At 32.2% G+C, this 18,895-nt stretch carries 16 protein-coding genes and 7 tRNA genes; 4 read left to right on the plus strand and 19 right to left on the minus strand.

Going from position 1 to position 18,895, the window contains the following annotated elements; all coding sequences use genetic code 11:
* Positions 1-7 precede the first annotated feature (7 nt).
* The 7 genes from ACMC9J_RS02765 to ACMC9J_RS02795 all read right to left on the minus strand — a co-directional run bounded on the left by ACMC9J_RS02765 (position 8) and on the right by ACMC9J_RS02795 (position 5,250).
* Positions 8-90: transfer RNA gene (locus tag ACMC9J_RS02765), tRNA-Ser, on the minus strand.
* 54 nt (positions 91-144) lie between these two features.
* A tRNA-Ser gene (locus ACMC9J_RS02770) sits at positions 145-227 on the minus strand.
* Between the two features lie 37 nt (positions 228-264).
* On the minus strand, positions 265-573 hold the full coding sequence (gene rpsJ, locus ACMC9J_RS02775) for a 30S ribosomal protein S10 (protein ID WP_004033033.1): 309 nt from the start codon (positions 571-573) through the stop codon (positions 265-267).
* Between the two features lie 67 nt (positions 574-640).
* Positions 641-1,882 carry a translation elongation factor EF-1 subunit alpha gene (gene tuf, locus ACMC9J_RS02780; RefSeq protein WP_427003515.1) on the minus strand — a complete coding sequence of 414 codons (1,242 nt, stop codon included), beginning with the start codon at positions 1,880-1,882 and terminating at the stop codon, positions 641-643.
* A gap of 151 nt (positions 1,883-2,033) precedes the next feature.
* Positions 2,034-4,226 carry an elongation factor EF-2 gene (locus tag ACMC9J_RS02785; protein ID WP_019264803.1) on the minus strand — a complete coding sequence of 731 codons (2,193 nt, stop codon included), beginning with the start codon at positions 4,224-4,226 and terminating at the stop codon, positions 2,034-2,036.
* A gap of 24 nt (positions 4,227-4,250) precedes the next feature.
* Positions 4,251-4,811 carry a 30S ribosomal protein S7 gene (locus ACMC9J_RS02790; protein ID WP_004033030.1) on the minus strand — a complete coding sequence of 187 codons (561 nt, stop codon included), beginning with the start codon at positions 4,809-4,811 and terminating at the stop codon, positions 4,251-4,253.
* A 13-nt stretch (positions 4,812-4,824) separates the two neighbouring features.
* Positions 4,825-5,250, minus strand: coding sequence for a 30S ribosomal protein S12 (locus ACMC9J_RS02795; RefSeq protein ID WP_004033029.1), 426 nt, complete (start codon positions 5,248-5,250; stop codon positions 4,825-4,827).
* A 501-nt stretch (positions 5,251-5,751) separates the two neighbouring features.
* Here ACMC9J_RS02795 and ACMC9J_RS02800 point away from each other — a divergent pair.
* The 4 genes from ACMC9J_RS02800 to ACMC9J_RS02815 all read left to right on the plus strand — a co-directional run bounded on the left by ACMC9J_RS02800 (position 5,752) and on the right by ACMC9J_RS02815 (position 9,552).
* Positions 5,752-6,039 carry a hypothetical protein gene (locus ACMC9J_RS02800; protein ID WP_019265978.1) on the plus strand — a complete coding sequence of 96 codons (288 nt, stop codon included), beginning with the start codon at positions 5,752-5,754 and terminating at the stop codon, positions 6,037-6,039.
* Between the two features lie 378 nt (positions 6,040-6,417).
* Positions 6,418-7,008 (plus strand): transposase, encoded by a 591-nt coding sequence (locus ACMC9J_RS02805; protein WP_427003516.1) that lies wholly within the window; start codon positions 6,418-6,420, stop codon positions 7,006-7,008.
* Positions 7,009-7,656: 648 nt separating this feature from the next.
* Entirely contained in the window at positions 7,657-9,219 is a 1,563-nt protein-coding gene (locus tag ACMC9J_RS02810; protein WP_019264804.1) for a flippase, read from the plus strand.
* Between the two features lie 174 nt (positions 9,220-9,393).
* Positions 9,394-9,552, plus strand: a complete 159-nt coding sequence (locus ACMC9J_RS02815; protein WP_427003627.1) for a hypothetical protein — start codon at positions 9,394-9,396, stop codon at positions 9,550-9,552.
* A 61-nt stretch (positions 9,553-9,613) separates the two neighbouring features.
* Here ACMC9J_RS02815 and ACMC9J_RS02820 read toward each other — a convergent pair whose 3' ends face one another.
* From ACMC9J_RS02820 to ACMC9J_RS02875, 12 genes are all read right to left on the minus strand, one after another.
* Positions 9,614-10,045, minus strand: coding sequence for a NusA-like transcription termination signal-binding factor (locus ACMC9J_RS02820; RefSeq protein WP_004033026.1), 432 nt, complete (start codon positions 10,043-10,045; stop codon positions 9,614-9,616).
* Positions 10,046-10,051: 6 nt separating this feature from the next.
* Positions 10,052-10,351, minus strand: a complete 300-nt coding sequence (locus ACMC9J_RS02825; RefSeq protein ID WP_004033025.1) for a 50S ribosomal protein L30e — start codon at positions 10,349-10,351, stop codon at positions 10,052-10,054.
* A gap of 8 nt (positions 10,352-10,359) precedes the next feature.
* Entirely contained in the window at positions 10,360-11,574 is a 1,215-nt protein-coding gene (rpoA2, locus tag ACMC9J_RS02830) for a DNA-directed RNA polymerase subunit A'' (RefSeq protein WP_019264806.1), read from the minus strand.
* 8 nt (positions 11,575-11,582) lie between these two features.
* Positions 11,583-14,267: a DNA-directed RNA polymerase subunit A' gene (locus tag ACMC9J_RS02835; protein ID WP_427003517.1), complete on the minus strand. Its 2,685-nt coding sequence runs from the start codon at positions 14,265-14,267 to the stop codon at positions 11,583-11,585.
* A gap of 27 nt (positions 14,268-14,294) precedes the next feature.
* The gene (gene rpoB / locus ACMC9J_RS02840; protein ID WP_019264808.1) at positions 14,295-16,106 is read right to left on the minus strand and encodes a DNA-directed RNA polymerase subunit B; all 1,812 of its coding nucleotides are present in this window, start codon (positions 16,104-16,106) and stop codon (positions 14,295-14,297) included.
* Positions 16,107-16,118: 12 nt separating this feature from the next.
* Positions 16,119-17,663 (minus strand): DNA-directed RNA polymerase subunit B'', encoded by a 1,545-nt coding sequence (locus ACMC9J_RS02845; protein ID WP_019264809.1) that lies wholly within the window; start codon positions 17,661-17,663, stop codon positions 16,119-16,121.
* A gap of 236 nt (positions 17,664-17,899) precedes the next feature.
* Positions 17,900-18,133 carry a DNA-directed RNA polymerase subunit H gene (locus tag ACMC9J_RS02850; RefSeq protein ID WP_304129887.1) on the minus strand — a complete coding sequence of 78 codons (234 nt, stop codon included), beginning with the start codon at positions 18,131-18,133 and terminating at the stop codon, positions 17,900-17,902.
* Positions 18,134-18,179: 46 nt separating this feature from the next.
* Positions 18,180-18,253: transfer RNA gene (locus ACMC9J_RS02855), tRNA-Lys, on the minus strand.
* Between the two features lie 25 nt (positions 18,254-18,278).
* Positions 18,279-18,350: transfer RNA gene (locus tag ACMC9J_RS02860), tRNA-Asp, on the minus strand.
* A gap of 144 nt (positions 18,351-18,494) precedes the next feature.
* A tRNA-Tyr gene (locus ACMC9J_RS02865) sits at positions 18,495-18,568 on the minus strand.
* An 8-nt stretch (positions 18,569-18,576) separates the two neighbouring features.
* Positions 18,577-18,651, minus strand: a tRNA-Pro gene (locus ACMC9J_RS02870).
* Positions 18,652-18,787: 136 nt separating this feature from the next.
* A tRNA-Thr gene (locus tag ACMC9J_RS02875) sits at positions 18,788-18,861 on the minus strand.
* Positions 18,862-18,895 lie beyond the last annotated feature (34 nt).

Below are 18,895 nucleotides of genomic sequence, written 5' to 3' on the forward strand. Positions count from 1 at the left end.
AAAAGAACGCCGAGACTGGGATTTGAACCCAGGCGGAGAAACTCCACAGGATTTCAAGTCCTGCGCCTTACCAGACTAGACTATCTCGGCAAATACACTATTAAAAAAAATTAGAAAAAAATATATAAAAAGTAAAAAAGATAACGCCGAGACTGGGATTTGAACCCAGGCGGAGAAACTCCACAGGATTTCAAGTCCTGCGCCTTACCAGACTAGACTATCTCGGCATAAAAACAGAAAAATATTTAGAAAAAATCTAAATATTTATCCTTTAAGTTCTATTTCAATACTTACATTATCAGGAACATTAACTTTCATGACTTGTCTCATAGCACGTTCGTCAGCACCAATTCCAACTAAACGTTTATGAATTCTAAGTTCCCATTTTTCCCAAGAAGCTTTTCCTTCTCCATCTGGAGATTTTCTTGTAGGTACTACTAATTTTTTAGTAGGTAATGGGATAGGACCAGACAAATCAACACCAGTTCTTTCAGCGATTTTTTTAAGTTGATCACAGACATAAGCCAATTTTTCCGGATCAGTTCCTGTAAGCTTAATTCTTGCTTGATGCATTATTATCCTCCAAAAATAAAAAATAAAGAAAGGAATAATCCTTTCTTTTAATTAACTACTTATAAATCTATTTAGCTGGGGTAACGTCAATACATAATCCAGCAGCAACAGTTTGACCCATATCCCTAATAGCGAATCTACCCATTTGAGGGATTTTTTTAGCGTTTTCGATTACCATAGGTTTGGTTGGTTTAACTTTTACGAATGCTGCGTTACCAGTTTTTAAGAAATCAGGGTTTTCTTCAGCTACTTGACCAGTTGCAGGGTCTAATTTTGCAGTTAATTCTAAGAAAGTACATGCAACTTGAGAAGTGTGACAGTGGAATACAGGAGTGTATCCAACAGTGATTACACCAGGGTGTTGTAAAACAACAATTTGTGCATCAAATTCTTTAGCTACAGCAGGAGCATCGTCTACGTGACCAGCTACGTCTCCTCTTCTGATATCGTTTTTACCTACACCTCTTACGTTAAATCCAATGTTGTCACCAGGTTCAGCAGTTTCAAAGGTTTCGTGGTGCATTTCGATAGATTTTACTTCTCCGGAAGCTCCAGCAGGTTCGAAGATTACGTTTTCTCCTTTTTTCATAACACCAGTTTCTACTCTTCCTACAGGTACAGTACCTACACCAGTAATGGAGTAAACATCTTGAATAGGAATCCTTAATGGTAAGGATACAGGTTTTTCAGGAGCTGCTAAATTATCTAAAGCTTGCATTAAAGTGTCACCTTTGTACCAGGAGGTGTTAGGACTTGCATCTTTAATGTTGTCTCCTTCAAATGCAGAAACAGGGATGAAAGGAACATTAGCAGGGTTGAATCCAACAGTTTTAATTAAAGCAGATACTTCTTCTTTTAATTCGTTGAATTTTGCTTCATCATAATCTACTAAATCAATTTTGTTGATTGCAACGATTAATTGGTTAATACCTAAAGTTTTGGATAAGAAAACGTGTTCTTTGGTTTGTGGCATTACACCGTCGTCTGCAGCTACTACTAATACACCAGCGTCTGCTTGGGAAGCACCAGTAATCATGTTTTTAACGAAGTCTCTGTGTCCAGGACAGTCTACAACAGTGTAGTCGTATTTTTTGGTAGAGAATTTTTGGTGAGCAAGGTCGATAGTTACTCCTCTTTCCCTTTCTTCTCCTAATTTGTCCATAACAAATCTGAATTTGTTTTCTCCGTCATCTAATTGTTGTTCAGCGATTGCACCTGCTTTTAATAACAAGTGTCCAACTAATGTGGATTTTCCGTGGTCAACGTGTCCGATAAATGCTAAATTAATATGTTCTTTAGTTTTTGCCATAATAATACCTCTTTTCGTATAAATCGAAATAACATTCATTAAGCTTATAATTTTAGCTTAATTTAAATTTTAATTATTCACATATAAATATGTAATGTTTTTTTCGTAATTTCAAATAAAAAATATAAAAAAATTAAAAATTAAATTTTAATTATCCTACATAATGTTCAGGACCATAAGGTTCTGGAGATAAGCCTTTTCTTTGCCTAATCTCTTTAACGATTTGATTTTGCATTTCACGTGGTAATCTTTCAAATCCAGACATTTCAGTAGACCATAAACATCTACCTTCAGCAGCGGATCTGATATCTCCAGCAAAACCAAACATTTCAGCTACAGGAACTTTAGATTCAATAGTAGCCATGTCTCCTTCTTGACCCATGTCAACTATTTGACCTCTTCTGTTTTGGATTTCCCTGGTACATGGACCCATGTAATCTTGTGGAGTGTTAATGAACACTTTTTGCATAGGTTCAAGTAAAGTAGGACCAGCAGACATCATAGATGCATAAATTGCATTTCTAATAGCTGGCAATACTTGTGCAGGTCCTCTGTGAACTGCATCTTCGTGAAGTTTTGCATCGTGAAGTTTGAATTTTAATCCCATAGCTATTTCTTTAGCTAAAGGTCCGTCATTAAGTGCAGATTCAAATCCTTCAATTAAAAGCTCTTTTACTTCATCTAAGTATTGGATACCACGAGTAGCATTAATGAATAAGCTTCTGTTGTAAACATCCCATACTTTTCTTGCTTCTTCTTTATCCAAACCGTATTCCATGAAGTCATTAGCAGATTCTTTACCTTTAACTTTACCTTCTTTGAGTTTTCCTTCTTGTAATGCTTTGAAAAGTTCATCTTCTAAAGGTTCAACAGTAATGTAGAATCTGTTATGTTTGTTTGGAGATTTACCTTCAACTTGTGGAGATAATTGAGATACAGTTTCTCTGTATACAACAATAGGTTCTGAAGTTTGGATTTCCACACCTTTTTCTTTAATTCTGTAACTGATAACTTCCAAGTGAAGTTCTCCCATACCTGAAACTAAGTGTTCACCGGTTTCTTCGTTAATTTCAACTTTAATGGTTGGGTCTTCTTTAGCTACTTGCCTTAATACTTCAATTAATTTTGGTAAATCTTTAGTATTTTTAGCTTCTACAGCAACTGTAACTACAGGTTCAGAAATATGATCTAATCCTTCAAACTCTTTGATTTTATCTTCAGGAGAACAGATGGTTTCCCCAGCGATTGCACCTTTTGCACCAGCAATATATACAATGTTACCTGCAGGTACAGCATCAGTGTTAACTCTTTCAGGTCCGAAGTATACACCTACTTGCTGAACTCTGGATTTGGAATGAGATCCAACTAAGTAAACTTCAGTACCTTTTTCAATTGATCCTCCGTAAACCCTACCGGTAGCAATTTCACCAGCATGTTTATCTACAGATACATTAGTAACCATTACAGCTAAAGGTCCGTCAGGACTTGTAGTAATCATACCTTGACCTGCAGGAGATTCAATGTCACCTTCCCAGATATTAGGTACCCTGTATTCCTGAGATACTTTAGGAGAAGGTAAGTGTTCTACTACCATACCAAGCAATACTTCAGATAATGGCACTTTTTGAGCTAATTCTTTTTGTTTATCTTCATTACAGTAATCAATGATGTCTTTGAAGTTAACTCCAGTTTCTTGCATCATTGGAACGTTAATAGCCCAATTGTGATAAGCTGAACCGAATGCTACACTACCATCAGTGAAATCAACAGCCCATTCTTCTTTTTTATCTTCAGGAGCCATATTTTTGATTAATTTGTTAGCTTCCATGTAAATGTTAATGAACCTTTTTTGTAATTCATCAGGTTCTAATTTTAACTCGTTGATTAATCTGTCAACTTTGTTAATGAACAAAACAGGTTTAACATTTTCTTTTAAAGCTTGCCTAAGTACAGTTTCAGTTTGAGGCATGATACCTTCAACAGCACAAACAACAACAACTGCACCATCTACAGCTCTCATAGCACGAGTTACATCCCCACCAAAGTCAACGTGACCTGGAGTATCAATTAAGTTGATTAAGTATTCTTCATCTTTGTAATTGTGAACCATTGATACGTTTGCTGCATCAATAGTAATACCACGTGCTTGTTCTTGTTCATCAAAATCTAAAAACCTTTGATCACCCGCAAGTTCTTCGGAAATCATTCCTGCACCTGCTAAAAGGTTATCGGATAATGTAGTTTTACCGTGGTCAATGTGAGCACAGATACCAATATTCCTGATGGAATCCGGTTTATACATTAAATCCTTAATTTTTGCAATCATTTTCTCTCTTCTACTCAAAGAAATCACCTTATATAAATATGATTAGTGTGCTGCTTTTGCAACTCTTTCTTTTTCTTCTTTTTTCTGTAAAGCAAAACTTCTGGAATCTTCTTCAGAAGCAAGAATTAATTCATCAGCTAAACATTCAGCAACAGATTTTCTGTTTTTAAATGCTGATTGTAAAGTTCCTCTAGTTAAAAATCCTAATGAAAGGTCTACCCTTCTTTGTGGAGAAATGTCCACTGCTACTTGGTATCCAATACCACCGTATTTAATACGAGTAGTTTCTTCACGAGGGGAAGTATTTTCAACTGCAGTAACTAAAACTTGAACAGGGTTCTTTTTAGTTCTTTTGTTGATAATATCCAATGCATCTTTTACAATATTGTAAGCTTTGTTTTTCTTACCGGAGTTGATGTGAGTCCTCATGATTTTATTCATTAATCTTTCAATGATAGATACTTTAGATTTTGCAAACTGTCTTTTTACATGCCTACCTGAAGTGTGAGGAACAAGAGTTTCATCTAAGCAGATGTATTTTACTAAACCTAAATCTTCGATTTTGACTTCATCGAGTTCCCATTTATCAAATAATTTACTCATAAAAATACCATCCTTATCTTACAGGTTTTTCTATTTTTCCACTTACCATCTCGGATAAAGCTACGTTGTTAACTTTAGATACTTTCCAACGAACTCCAGGAATATCTCCCATAGATCTTCCAGATGGTCCACCAATTCCTTCAATCATAACTTCATCGTGCTCATCGATAAATCCAATAGCTCCGTCACCTGGTGCGAAAGCAGTTAATTGTTTACCGTTTTTGATTAATTGAACACGAACACATTTACGTATAGCAGAGTTAGGTTGTTTTGCTTCTATCCCTACTTTTTCGATTACAATTCCTCTAGCTTGAGGAGCTCCTTCGAGTGGATCTGCTTTAACATCTAATCTTAAAGCTTTCCTTTTGTAATCTACATCTTTCCACTTAAAATTTTGTCTATTTTTTTTAAGTTTTTTTGCAGCAAAAAGTCCTGGCATAATATTTCCTCTAAACTTTTATTAAACATATCTAAGAATCCACCGCTGCGATTTATACAGCTAAAAATAGCTAATACAATCTAAATTCAAAGATATAACTAGTTAATAATATAATAATTAATTAGACAATTAAATTATCTAAAAATGAAGATATCATGATCTTTTATTGGAAGCATAGTAAAAAGCACACACAACTATGTTCCATTAATTGTCGATATCTTATGATGATTTATCTTTTTTAACATTAATAAAGGTATCTATTTTGACTTGTTGAAAGTCAGTTTTGATTAAATAAAAAAATATTTCAAAGATTATTTGAATATTATTTCTTTGTTTTTATTGCTTATATTAGTTTTCATCTACATACAAAATAAACTCTATACTCTGTTTTTTAGAGCAGGTATTTTTGTTGTAACAAAAACATGAAAACTGAATTTTGCAATAGCTAATTTCAAAATTAAGATAAAGAAAAAACAATAAAATTAAAGTAAAAAAGAAAGAATGGGATTAACAATTGATTGTCATGAAAGAGAAATAAGAACATGTAGGAAAATGAAAAAAGCAGTAAAAAAAAACAATGATGAATCATTAAATTACATTTTAAACAATAAAAAACCAAGTAAATCAACAATTTCTAAATTCAAAAATGAAAATGAATTATTGATTTCAGAATTCTTCTATTTTACAGTTAAAAAAGGACAAGAACTAAATTTAATATCAAATAAAGTAATTGAAATTGATGGAACTTTTTTAAAAGTAAACGCTGGAATAAACAATCGAGCCAGTTAAAAAGAAATAAAAATTATTGGAAAAAACAAGCAAAAAAATTCACTTCAAAAAGACCTTAAAAATTACTTTGAAAATAAAATTAAGACATCAAAAATCAATAAAATACTTAAAAAACTAAATAATCCCGCAAAAAAATTATTAGAACAAATCATAAATAAAAGACATGTATTAGATTTTTTAAAAGAAATACAGACTTTTTACTCCTTAAAAACCAATTATGACATCAATTTAAGAGATCCTGAATCCAGATTCATAAATGATAAAAAAGGAATATATTGTTACAATTATAATTATCAAGTAGCAACAGACTCAAAAAACCAAATGATAATGTATAACACCGCAAATATTCAAAATAATGATTATGTACCATTAATAAACATGAATGAATCATCAATCATGAGTTTGGAAACAAAACCAGAATTTTTCACCATAGACAATGGATATTATACAGATAAGGCATTAGAATACTGTTTTAAACACAATATAAAAATAATAATTCCCGATAGAACTGAAGCAGAAAGAAAAAGCAATAGGCCAAAAAAGAAATATGCAAAATGCAAATTTACAGAAAATAGGGTAGAAAACTACTTCATTTGCCCAGAAGGAGTAAAATTACCTTTCAAAAATTATAGAAAAATAAATGAGCAATTACATAAAATATATTCAACAACCAAATGTAAACAATGCCCAAAACTAAAATCATGCACTTTTAGCAGAGTTAAAGAAATAACTGAAGTAGTAGACCCATATAAAGAAAAATTAAAAGATGATTACTTCTCTGATTATGGGCAAAAAATTTACAAAAAAAGAACACCCATAACTGAATCAATATTTGGCGTTTTAAAAACAGGACGAAATTACAACGGTTTAAAAAGATTGGGAAAACAAAAATGTATTATAAATTTAAATATTGAAACAACAGCCCATAATCTCAAAATAATTCATAAAAACATCATAGAAAAAAATTAAAAAAATGGGAGTTTTAGGACACATCCAAATAGTATTATTTTTGTTAAAAGTATTACTTTTTTAAATATAGGAATAAAAATAATAAAAATAATAAAAAACATGCAAAATTATTTTTAAAGAAAAAATAAGTAATTTAAATTGATTATTTTCTAAAATAAGTATATTTCAATTAAACCCATTAACTTTAATGAAAAAAAAAACAATCAAAACATAATTTTAAAATATTAACAAAACTTTTCTAAATGATAAAATCAATTGAATTAACTTAAAACTTGTTTAAATTTATATAAACATTAAATAAAAAATTATAAAATAATTAAATTTAAAATAAAACTATAATAACCTTGTTCATCTATACTAACAATTATATAGTTATTACTCTTTACTATCATTTAATTAATTATCATTCTTAATTAAACAATCAGTTAATCAAATAATGATTTGTTAAATGAAAAATAAATTATATTCCATTTAATACAAAATAAAGCTAATATATATTATTATGCGAATAGTAACATTGTTAGAAGCAAATAATAACTAAAAAATGAGTATTGTTTCCCCAATATTCATTTAAATTACATATTAGTTACAACTTGGTAATTAATAAAGCCAATTCTAGAACATTGTGTAGATTTATGAGCTGAAATTATGGTTAATAATTTTCTTAAAAATAATTTAGCTATTTTATTTGGAAATGTATTTTTTAAAATAGGTGGATACATATACAAATTTTTAATGGTTTATCTTCTAAACAACTATGCTTATGGTATTTTAACAATTATCTCTCCTTTTCAAAATATATTGCAAACATTAGCAGCAGGAGGATTGCCTCCAACCATAAGTAAATATGTGTCAGAATATAATGCTACAAATCAAAAAGAAAATTCCTATAAACTCATATTAGTTTCTATAAAAATTGCAATCTTATTAGGAATAACTTTTGGACTATTAATGATTTTTTTTATAGCACCTTTACTTGTTAAAATTTATAATAACAAATCACTATTACTACCTTTACAAATTATAGGTTTAATCGTCCCATTTAGTGCTATTGTAGGTGTATTTAGAGGAATATTTCAAGGAACATATGAAATGACACATATATTAACTAGTCGAGCTATTGAACAGATCACTATGATTTTATCAGCTATCGTATTAATTATACTTGGTTTTTCAGTTGTAGGTGCCATATTTGGTAGTGTAATTGGTTTTTTCTCTTCATTAATCTCAGTTATTATAATTTTACATAAATATTTTTTAGACGTCTTCCAAGGAATGTTAAAATTAAAAATGGATTTTAAAGAAGAAATAAAAATTGCTTATAAAATAATCTCATTTTCAATTCCAGTTATTTTAACTGCAATTTCAGAAATAGGAATATACAGTATGACCACCACAATAATGCCTTTATTCATTACGATCTCTGAAGTTGGATATTTTGGAATAGCAGAACCTATTGCAAGACTACCCCTGATGATTTCTAATTCTTTAGCTACTACAATATTACCTGTAACATCTGAAATGTTTGCATCAAAAAATACAAATATACTTAAAAAATATATGTTTAATGCTTTAAGATATAACTTAATCATAATGGTACCAATATGTTTATTTATAATGATTTTTTCTAAAGAAGTATTGTTAGTGATGTTTTTCACCAAACCATTTTATTCAAAAGGTGCAAATGTTTTAACAATTTTAACATTAGGAATGTTTTTTTATTCCATATTTGCAATAACTTCAAGTATGATTCAAGGTGCAGGTAAACCAAAAAGTTCAATGTATCTTTTAATTGGAGGTTTTATCCAAATATTACTTTTAAGCTTTATATTCATCCCTTATTTTGGGGTAAATGGTGGTGCTATCTCCACTACATTAACAACAGCAACAATGACATTAATTTCATTAATCTATTTAAATAAACACATTTCCTTAAAATTTAACATGGGCCATTATTTAAAAATATTATTTGCTGGAATAATAATCACTATATTTTTATTAATTTTACCCAAAAACTTAATTGGATTCTACATAGGATTATTATTTTTATTCCCCATTTATTTAATCACATTAATGATTATAAAAGGATTTACAACAGATGATTTAAACATATTAATGAAAATTGAAAATAAAATACCATTTAAATTAACAATTATTAAAAAAATGATAATTAAAGGAACGGAAGTGAATTTTAATGAATATAGAAAATAAAATAATAACTACAATTGAAAATGCTAAACAAAATGTAGTTAAAATCACGACCTCAAAAAAGAAAGGTTTTTTAAAAAAAACAACAACAAATAAACTATGTGGTAGTGGCTTTTTTTAAAAAATAATTATATTATAACAAATACACATGTCGTAGAAAATACGGATAATTTAAAAATCGAATTAATAAATGGAAAAAAATACTCTCCCACAATTATTGGTAAAAATATCGATTATAATATTTGTATTCTAAAAATTAAACCATTTAAAATTGTTAAATTATTAAAATTTAATTCAAAAGATTTAAAAACAGGAAAAATAGTCATATTACAATAAAAAAGCAAAATAGATTTTCCATCTCATTTTTAAAAAAGTAAAAATAAATAGCTAAATATAGCTATTTTAAAATAATATTGTTTATATTGTGTTGTCTTTTTGCAATTAACTTAGCTCTTTCAATATTGACACCGTTTTTACCGATAGCAATACGTTTGTTGGTATTATCTGCTGTAACAGTAGCTATTTTTTCACCTGATTCTTTCTGAAGTACTTTAACACCTTGTACTTCTGCAGGGGATAAAAGATTTTTAATAAATTGAATCGGATCGTCGGATAATTCAACGATTTCAATTCCTTTATCTACTGCTCTTTGAACTTTGGAAACAGTGCTTCCGCCTTTTCCAATAGCTAATCCCATATCACCGTTTTTCACGACAAATGTGACTTTACCATGTTCATCATCGATAATACAATCTTTAACCATTGCTCCAGTCATGTTTTCAAAAAGAGCTATGTATCTAATTTCATTTGCAGTGAATTTAATAGACATATGAATCTACCTCAAATCATCTAATATAGTAGAATCTCCTGGATCGTTAACGATTAATGTAGCAACTGTAAATGGTTTACCACAGACAGAACCCAATTCTACACTTGAACCTTCGTAAGTGTATGATGGGATATCTGAAAGATTTGTATAATATTCAACATCTTCAACAATATCTTTAGGAGTGTTTGCAGCAACAATTACAAGCTGACCTTTTCCTAATTTTAAAGATTGAATTGATTTTTCAGAGCCTAATGTCACATCACCAGTATCGACAGCTACCCTGATACTTCTATCTACGTCCATCATCTAGCCTCCTATTCATTTTTATTTGCCATTTTGACACCGATTGAACCGGTACCAAGAGGTATTGGTTGTCCAATAATAATATTTTCGATGATACCAGTTAAATCATCAACTTCACCGCGAATACTTGCACGAAGTAAATGTTTACCAGTTTCTTCAAAAGCTGCACGAGCTAAAACGCTTGATTTTTCACCACTAATACCATGTCTACCAATGGATTTTACTTCTCCTTCAGAAGTCATAATATCTGCAACTAACATAATGTGTCTAACATCAACACTAAGACCTTGGTTTTCAAGAGTATTTCTTGCTTCATTAATAATTGATTGACGAGCTGCTTCAATACCCAATACAGTTTCTATCTCATGAATGTCATTTGTAGTAGTTCTGTATGTGTCAATACCGTCCATAGAGAGAATATCCTTAAGATTAGAACCTTCAGTGTGCATAATCCATTCTCTTTCATCTTTACGGATAATGACTTTTCCAATGTCTTTAATACCACTTATCTGTAAATCACGGAATTTGTCTGCTAAAAGACGAAGCTCCCTAATTTCACGTTTTGGCGGTTCGACAACAATCTTGAGATTATCCTTTTTAATATCAGCTTTTTTAAAGTTTTTCTGAATTTTAGCAAGAATTTCCTCAAGATCAAGTCTTTTATCTTCAATTTTTCTTTCGTCTAAAACTGCTTCAACTTTCATATCCGCATAATTTAAACTGAAATCACTGAGAACATCGTTTACAGTACTTTTACCAATTTTATTAGCTAAAGTTTTAACGAATTCCTCATCCTGACGTTTTTCTTCAGTAAAGTAAATATCCATTGTTGGAGTAGCTATTTTTTTTCTTGCATCCACGATTTCAATAAGTCTTGGAAGACCTAATGTTACGTTTAATTCCATTACCCCTGCATAGTGAAAAGTACGCATAGTCATCTGAGTACCTGGTTCACCTACAGATTGTGCAGCTACTGTTCCAACAGCCTCACCAGCTTCAACATGAGCTCGTTCATAGGCAGTTTTAAGCTCCCCAATAAGCATATCTAACTCATCGTCAGATAAATGTCTGTTAACATAAGCAGATGCTAAATCATCCACATATTTTTCAGGGAATTTTACACGACTTGACGGGTCAACAATTCCGTTTTCAACAAATCTTGCATCAAAGTTTATTTCAGCTTTAAGTAAAGCATCTTCCACTTTTTTAATTATTGCATCATCCATAGTTACACCTATTTACCCTCTTGTTCAACACCTGAATCATAGTTTGGATTAGCATCTCCTAACCTATTTTCATCTATGATTTTATTTAAGTCAGCTGCTTTACCAAAGTCACTTTTAGCCGGATCTACTCCGTCTTCACCAAACATAAGTTGAATAACCATTCCCTGGTTATCAGTAACAAGTCCGGATGGTTTAACTTGTAAATCCTGAAGTGCATTTACCAGTCTTCTTTGCATATAACCGGATTGTGCTGTACGAATCGCTGTATCTACAAGACCTTCTCTTCCTCCCATAGCGTGGAAGAAGAATTCAATTGGATCCAAACCTTTTTTATAACTGGAATGTACAAATCCTTTTGCTTTTGCACCTAACTCATTTTTACGGAAGTGAGGTAAAGTCCTGTCAATATAACCCCTGTGGATACGGCCACCACGAACAGACTGTTGTCCTACACAGGAAGTAATCTGAGTAAGGTTCAACATAGATGCCCTAGCACCGGTACGTGCCATAACTACAGAATGGTTGTGTTCCATAGTAAGGTAGTTTTCTGCAATTTGACCAGATACATCCCTAGCTTCCCCAAGCACTTGCATAATCTTCATCTCTAAAGTTTCTTCAAGGCTTCTACCAGGTAAAGCTTCAAGATAATCATTTTCATATGCTTCAACTAATTTATCTACCTTATTTTCAGATTCTCTTAAATGCTCATTAATCCTTTCCTGAGCTTCTTCAGGAATTTCCTCATCATTGGTACTTGTGGTAATTCCTGTTTTCATAATTCCACAGATAGCCAAATCAGTAGACCTGTCTAAGAATTCCCTAGCTCTAGCAGGACCGTACTCTTTAACGATTTTATCTAAAATACGTCCTGAGAAAGAACCATAAGCTTTTTCATCAATAACACCATGTTTAAGTTCACCATTTTCAATTACAACATAAGCATCAATGTCACAAGCTTCCTCTTTACAAACATCACATTTCTGACAAATCTCAGCCTTATAAACAAGATTCAAATCATCAGGCAGTAATAAAGAGAATAACTCTTTACCTGTCCAGTTTTCATGTTTACGTTTTAAGTGTTTAGGATCAACATTTTCATTGTTGAATAAATGTGATTTTCTGATTATCTGCAGTGCCTGTTCTTCGCTAAATTCAGATCCTGGTTTTGTTAAAAGATATGCTCCGGAAATGTGGTCGTGAATAGCACCAATAATAAGTCCACCAAACCTTGGAGATAAAATATGTTCCTGTACACGCATTAAAGACTTAGCCTCAGCACGGGACTCATCAGTTTGGAAAACGTGCATGTTCATTTCATCCCCATCGAAATCTGCATTGTAAGGAGGACATACACATAAATTAAGACGGAAAGTCTTATAAGGTAAAACCCTTACCTCATGAGCCATCATAGACATTCTGTGAAGAGAAGGCTGACGGTTGAATAAAACCATATCCCCATCTTTCAGATGTCTTTCAATAATATAACCAGGCTCCAACTTCTCTAAAATCATGTCTTTAGTTTCATCGTAAACCCTGATTTTCCTTCCGTCAGTTCTTATAACATAATTGGCTCCAGGATGAACATTAGGACCGTTTTCAATATAGGTTCTCATTTCATCCATGTTCCAGTCATTTACATAAGCAGGTACAGTAACCTCTTTTGCAATCATTTCAGGAACACCAACTTCATTAATACTGATGTTTGGATCTGGTGAAATTACAGTACGTGCAGAGAAATTAACCCTTTTACCAGACAAATTACTTCTGAACCTACCTTCTTTACCTTTTAACCTTTGAGCTAAAGTTTTTAAAGGTCTTCCAGACCTGTGTCTTGCAGGAGGAACACCACTAGCTTCATTATCAAAGTAAGTAGTTACATGGTACTGCAATAACTCCCATAAATCTTCAACAATAAGTTGAGGAGCACCTGCTTCCATATTTTCAATTAATCTTTGATTAATACGTAAAATATCAACAAGTTTGTGAGTTAAATCATCTTCAGACCTTTCACCAGTATCTAAAGTAATAGAAGGCCTTACAGTAACTGGAGGAACAGGTAAAACAGTTAACACTAACCATTCAGGTCTAGCTACTTCCGGATTAACACCTAAAACAAAAGCATCTTCATCAGAAATCCTTTCAAGCCTTTCACGAACTTCACTAGCAGTTAATTTATAATCCTCACCCTCCATTTTCTGAACAATGGAAACCGGCTTATCAATAGTAATATCATCCTGAGCTGCTTCACAGTGAGGACAAACATCACGACGAGCCTCATTATAAATATCTTTTAAAAGTTTAGTTAAATTTTCATGATGATTCTGAGCATCCTTAATCTTTTCAGTGAATTTAAAGATTTCATCATCAGTTAATAAAACACGACCACACTCATTACATGTTGAACGTAAAATCTTATGAATCACATCACCAAAACCAACATGAATAACAGGCCTAGCTAACTCAATACTACCAAAGTGCCCTTGACACTCTCCACCTCTATAACCACAAGACCTACATTTTAAACTTGGATCAATAACCCCTAAATGAGGATCCATTAAACCATTCTCAATAGGATAACCATCCTCATCGTAAGTATCAGGAGTTTCAATTTTAACTACTGACATTTCACGAATATCCTCAGGAGACATAAGCCCAAAGTTAATTTGTTTGATTTTTTTTATAAATCCTTTCAAAATATTGACTCCTTCATATTAATATAATTATGTTTTGTCTCCTAAAACTAATTTAGGGAAAATACATAAACTCTTAAGTTCATCTAATAATAATTTAAATGCGTATGAAATTTCTATCGGATAAGTTTCAACATCTCCACAAATTGGACAGTATTTTTTATTTTTATTCTTATCATATACTGCTAACATACCACAATTTTCACAGACAATAGCTTCATATTTGTCAGACTCATCTAAAAGCCTTTCTTTTAAGGTAAGAGCTGCACCGTGTGCAATAAGACAATCTCTTTCCATTTCTCCAAACCTTAAACCACCTTCACGAGCTCTTCCTTCAGTAGGCTGACGGGTAAGAACTTGTACAGGACCTCTTGAACGAGCATAAACTTTATCAGTAGTCATGTGGTGTAATTTTTGGTAATATGCAACACCAACAAATATTTCAGCTTCGATTCTTTCTCCGGTTACACCATTATATAATGATTCACAACCTGCAGATTCAAATCCGTGATTTTTAAGTTGCTGTTTGATTTCTTTTTCAAGTTCTGTGTTAAATGGAGTTCCGTCAACACGTTCACCTTCAAGACAGCCTGCTTTACCAGCTACCATCTCAAGCACTTGTCCTACAGACATCCTGGAAGGAATAGCGTGAGGGTTAACAATTAAATCAGGAACAACACCAGATTCTGTAAAAGGAACATCTTCAGGAGATAATATTAAACCAAGAACCCCTTTCTGACCGTGCCTTGATGCAAATTTATCCCCGAACTCAGGTTGCCTGGTATCCCTCACCCTGATTTTAGCCAATCGGCTTCCTTCAACAGTTTCAGTTAAAAGAACAGCATCGACAATACCTTTTTCACCGTGTCTGACTGTTACAGAAGTTTCTCTTCTTTTTTCAGCTACAGTACCAAATTCATCTATTTCTTCCAAGAATCTTGGTGGTGAAGTTTTACCGATTAATACATCACCAGATTCAACATATGATTCAGGGTTAACAACACCATCATCATCTAAATGCCTATAAGCATCTTCGGAACGGTAACCTTTAATGTTTTTGTCAGGAACCTCAAATTTATCCTCTTGTCCACCAGGATACCTTTTTTCAGCAGTATCATAAGCTCTGAAAAATGAAGACCTAGCTAATCCTCTTTCAAGAGAACCTTTGTTAATAACCATTGCATCTTCCATGTTGTATCCTTCGTAAGACATAAGAGCTACAACAAAGTTCTGACCTGATGGTCTTTTGTCATAATTAGTTGAATCAATAATACGTGTTTTTACAATAGGAGTTTGCGGATGGTGTAATAAGTGAGCCCTTGTATCTGTACGTAATGCATAGTTAGAAACATATAATCCTAATGCTTGTTTTGTCATACCTGCTTCCATAGTATTCCTTGGTGAAGAATTGTGATCGGAAAACGGAATAATACCTGCACAAATTCCAAGCATAGTAGCCGGGTCAATTTCCAAATGAGTATGTTCTTCATTTAAATCAGCAATACTCATAGCAATATAGGAGTTTTCTTCCTCTTCGGCATCCAAGTATTCAATGAAACCATTGTCTATTAAATCGTCCCATTTTAATTCACCTTTAGCTACTTTCTCTAAATGTTTATCTGTGAGAACTGGTTTGCCATCTTTTACAATGATTAACGGCCTTCTTGCCCTACCAGGGTCATTGAATATATAAATCTCATTATTTTTATCATAATAAGTAATATTCATTTCATGAGAAACCTTACCATTTCTCCTTTTTTCTCTCATTTCATTGGTGAAACTTTCCGGATCTTTACAGTATCCTAAAAGCTCCCCATTAATATAAATCTTAGCACTATCCATATTATCTTTCCCTTAATCATCTAAAACATTCATTTTTTTAATAACATCAATGATTTCCTGTTCATCAGAACCTTCAGAAATATTACACATTAAAGCTAAATTCTTTACCAGACCACAGTTAGGACCCTCTGGAGTTTCATTCGGACAAATTTTACCGAATTGTGTTGGGTGCAAATCTCTTGCTTCAAAGTGAGGTTGACTTCTTGTTAAAGGAGATACAACACGTCTTAAATGAGAAAGAGTACCCATATAACTAGTTCTATCTAATAATTGACTTACACCAGCTCTTCCACCAACCCAATTACCAGTTGCAATAGCATGTTTAATATTTTCAGTTAAAACATCACTACGAACTGCCTGTTTGATGGAAAGCTCTTTACCACGGGAGATACTTCTTTCAAGTTGATAACTCATATCTCTAGTTAAACTTGTAAAAGCAACTCTAAATAAATCTTCCATTAAATCTCCAGATACTCTAAGTCTTTTATTTGTATAATGATCCTTATCGTGAGGTTCTCTTTGCTCATCAATAACCTGAAGTAACATTTCAGTCATTTCAGCTAAATAAGTAGCTTTAGCTTCACGTCTTTCTGATTCAATACCCATATGAGGCAATAAGTAACGATTAATTACATCTTCAGCACGTTTAACACGGTATTCCTCAGTCATACCTTTAGCTACACGGTTACCTATGTATTTAATAGCTGCTAATTGTAAATATTGTCTTCTTTCTTCCTTAGTCATGCCATCCATTTCTTTTTGATCTAATTTCAACTGAGAAAGGGATACCTGAATATCATCTGCAATAATCATTTGGAAATTTGGATCATTGGAAATTGCAGTAATAATTTCTTGATCTGTAGCTAAACCAAGAGCTCTTAATAAAATAACAAGTGGAATTTCCCCTGGAACATAAGGGAAAGAAATTCTTAAAAATACACCGCTTTTACGTGGTTTTTTATATTCAAGAGAAATTCTTGCTCTGAAACCACTTTTAATAGAGGTTACAATAGCTTTAGCTCTTCTATCTTCAACTTCACCAATACGCTCAAGAATAATTTTATTTGGTGCAATTTCCTCCATTGTTACAACAGCTCTTTCAGAACCATTTACAATAAAGTAACCACCTAAATCTTGAGGGTCTTCACCTTGTTCAATTAATTCTTCATCACTAAGACCATGAAGATGACAAATATCAGATTTAAGCATTACTGGTAATTCTCCAATATACACTTTTTCTAAAGGATTATCTTCCCCTTCTTCATTTAATGCCATCTCAAGATACATATGTGCAGAATAATTTAAATTTCTAAGTCTTGCTTCCGCAGGATAAATCATACTTTTAGAACCGTCTGCCTCTTTAGTGAATGGCTTTTCAATAAAGAGTTTACCTGTTTTTAAAGTATATTTACCATTTTCTAAAGTAATAGGTTCAGTAATATCTATGATATTTTGAATCCCATTATTTATAAAATCGTTGTATGATTTAATATGATGGTCAACTAAATCATATTTATCAAAAAATGCATCAACTAATTTCCAGTTATTCTCTGTCATGGACTTCCTCCAGCATTCTATAAAACACCATAAAAATAATTAACTAATAAAAATAAGATTAGGAAACCTAATTAAAATTCTTCATTTGATTATTATTCTTAATTTACTCCTAACTATCTCTATTAAGATAATTCCTCTCAAACTAAGTTCAAATTTATTATAATGAATTTCCAAAAACAATAAAAAAATACAGAAATAAACTTATTATACTAAATTTTACTATTCTAACATTATAACTAACTTTTTACAATACGATAAGTAACAAAAGTACCTGCAGTATCACTCTCACGAGTAATCCTTAAAATATCATGTTCTTTAGCACCAATAGCTTTTACAACAGGATCATCAACTTTAATTCTAGGAAGATTTTCAATATCATAGTCAGCACTATTTTTTAAATCTTCAATTTCAGAATCAGTCATTATTTCATGCTTAGGTACAAGCATATGTTCTTGAATATTAATTGTCAATATATAATTCCTCCAGCTAGAAAAGTTAAAATATAAAATTAGAAAACGGGCCCGACGGGAATTGAACCCGCGGCCGCTTGGTTAAAAGCCAAGCGCTCTGCCAGACTGAGCTACGGGCCCTCACATACAACATTTAAATATTAAGCGCCTTGGCCGGGATTTGAACCCGAGTCGCGGGCTCGACAGGCCCACATGATAGCCCCTACACCACCAAGGCAGGAAATACTTAAAATACAGTATAGCTAATCAAACAGTATTAACCATACACCATTAATTACTATATTTAGTATCATATATAAAGGTTTCGGAAAAATTAATTTTCCACAACCATAAATATAATCAATTTAATAAAGTAATCAAATCCCGCCTGCCGGACTTGAACCAGCAACATTTGGATCTACAGTCCAACGCTCTGCCAAATTGAGCTAAGGCGGGACATGAAATGGGACCGCCCGGATTTGAACCGGAGTCTCAGGCTCCCAAAGCCCAAAGGATCGACCAAGCTACCCTACGGTCCCACTTAATACAAACTAGATGCATAACAATACATCATACATTACCTATTTTATACCTCATAGTATATAAATGTTATTGATTACAATATTTTGAAAAAAATGTAATCATAATATGTGTACTAAAAAACACAAAATAGAAAGCCCCGAACGGGAATTGAACCCGCGACCACGAGATTACAAGTCTCGCGCTCCACCAGACTGAGCTATCGAGGCATAATGAAATTAATGTAACAAATAAACTTTTGTA

It is taken from the genome of Methanobrevibacter intestini, assembly GCF_047402955.1.
GTDB classification, from domain to species: Archaea; Methanobacteriota; Methanobacteria; order Methanobacteriales; family Methanobacteriaceae; genus Methanocatella; species Methanocatella intestini.

What these genes read in the sequence shown, in the direction of transcription:
- ACMC9J_RS02795 (WP_004033029.1), bottom strand. Translation starts at nt 5,250, where the DNA reads ATGCCAGGACTTTTTGCTGCAAAAAAACTTAAAAAAAATAGACAAAAT.
- ACMC9J_RS02810 (WP_019264804.1), top strand. Translation starts at nt 7,657, where the DNA reads ATGGTTAATAATTTTCTTAAAAATAATTTAGCTATTTTATTTGGAAAT.
- ACMC9J_RS02790 (WP_004033030.1), bottom strand. Translation starts at nt 4,811, where the DNA reads ATGAGTAAATTATTTGATAAATGGGAACTCGATGAAGTCAAAATCGAA.
- tuf (WP_427003515.1), bottom strand. Translation starts at nt 1,882, where the DNA reads ATGGCAAAAACTAAAGAACATATTAATTTAGCATTTATCGGACACGTT.
- rpoA2 (WP_019264806.1), bottom strand. Translation starts at nt 11,574, where the DNA reads ATGGATGATGCAATAATTAAAAAAGTGGAAGATGCTTTACTTAAAGCT.
- ACMC9J_RS02800 (WP_019265978.1), top strand. Translation starts at nt 5,752, where the DNA reads ATGGGATTAACAATTGATTGTCATGAAAGAGAAATAAGAACATGTAGG.
- ACMC9J_RS02805 (WP_427003516.1), top strand. Translation starts at nt 6,418, where the DNA reads ATGAATGAATCATCAATCATGAGTTTGGAAACAAAACCAGAATTTTTC.
- ACMC9J_RS02825 (WP_004033025.1), bottom strand. Translation starts at nt 10,351, where the DNA reads ATGATGGACGTAGATAGAAGTATCAGGGTAGCTGTCGATACTGGTGAT.
- ACMC9J_RS02820 (WP_004033026.1), bottom strand. Translation starts at nt 10,045, where the DNA reads ATGTCTATTAAATTCACTGCAAATGAAATTAGATACATAGCTCTTTTT.
- ACMC9J_RS02845 (WP_019264809.1), bottom strand. Translation starts at nt 17,663, where the DNA reads ATGACAGAGAATAACTGGAAATTAGTTGATGCATTTTTTGATAAATAT.
- rpoB (WP_019264808.1), bottom strand. Translation starts at nt 16,106, where the DNA reads ATGGATAGTGCTAAGATTTATATTAATGGGGAGCTTTTAGGATACTGT.
- rpsJ (WP_004033033.1), bottom strand. Translation starts at nt 573, where the DNA reads ATGCATCAAGCAAGAATTAAGCTTACAGGAACTGATCCGGAAAAATTG.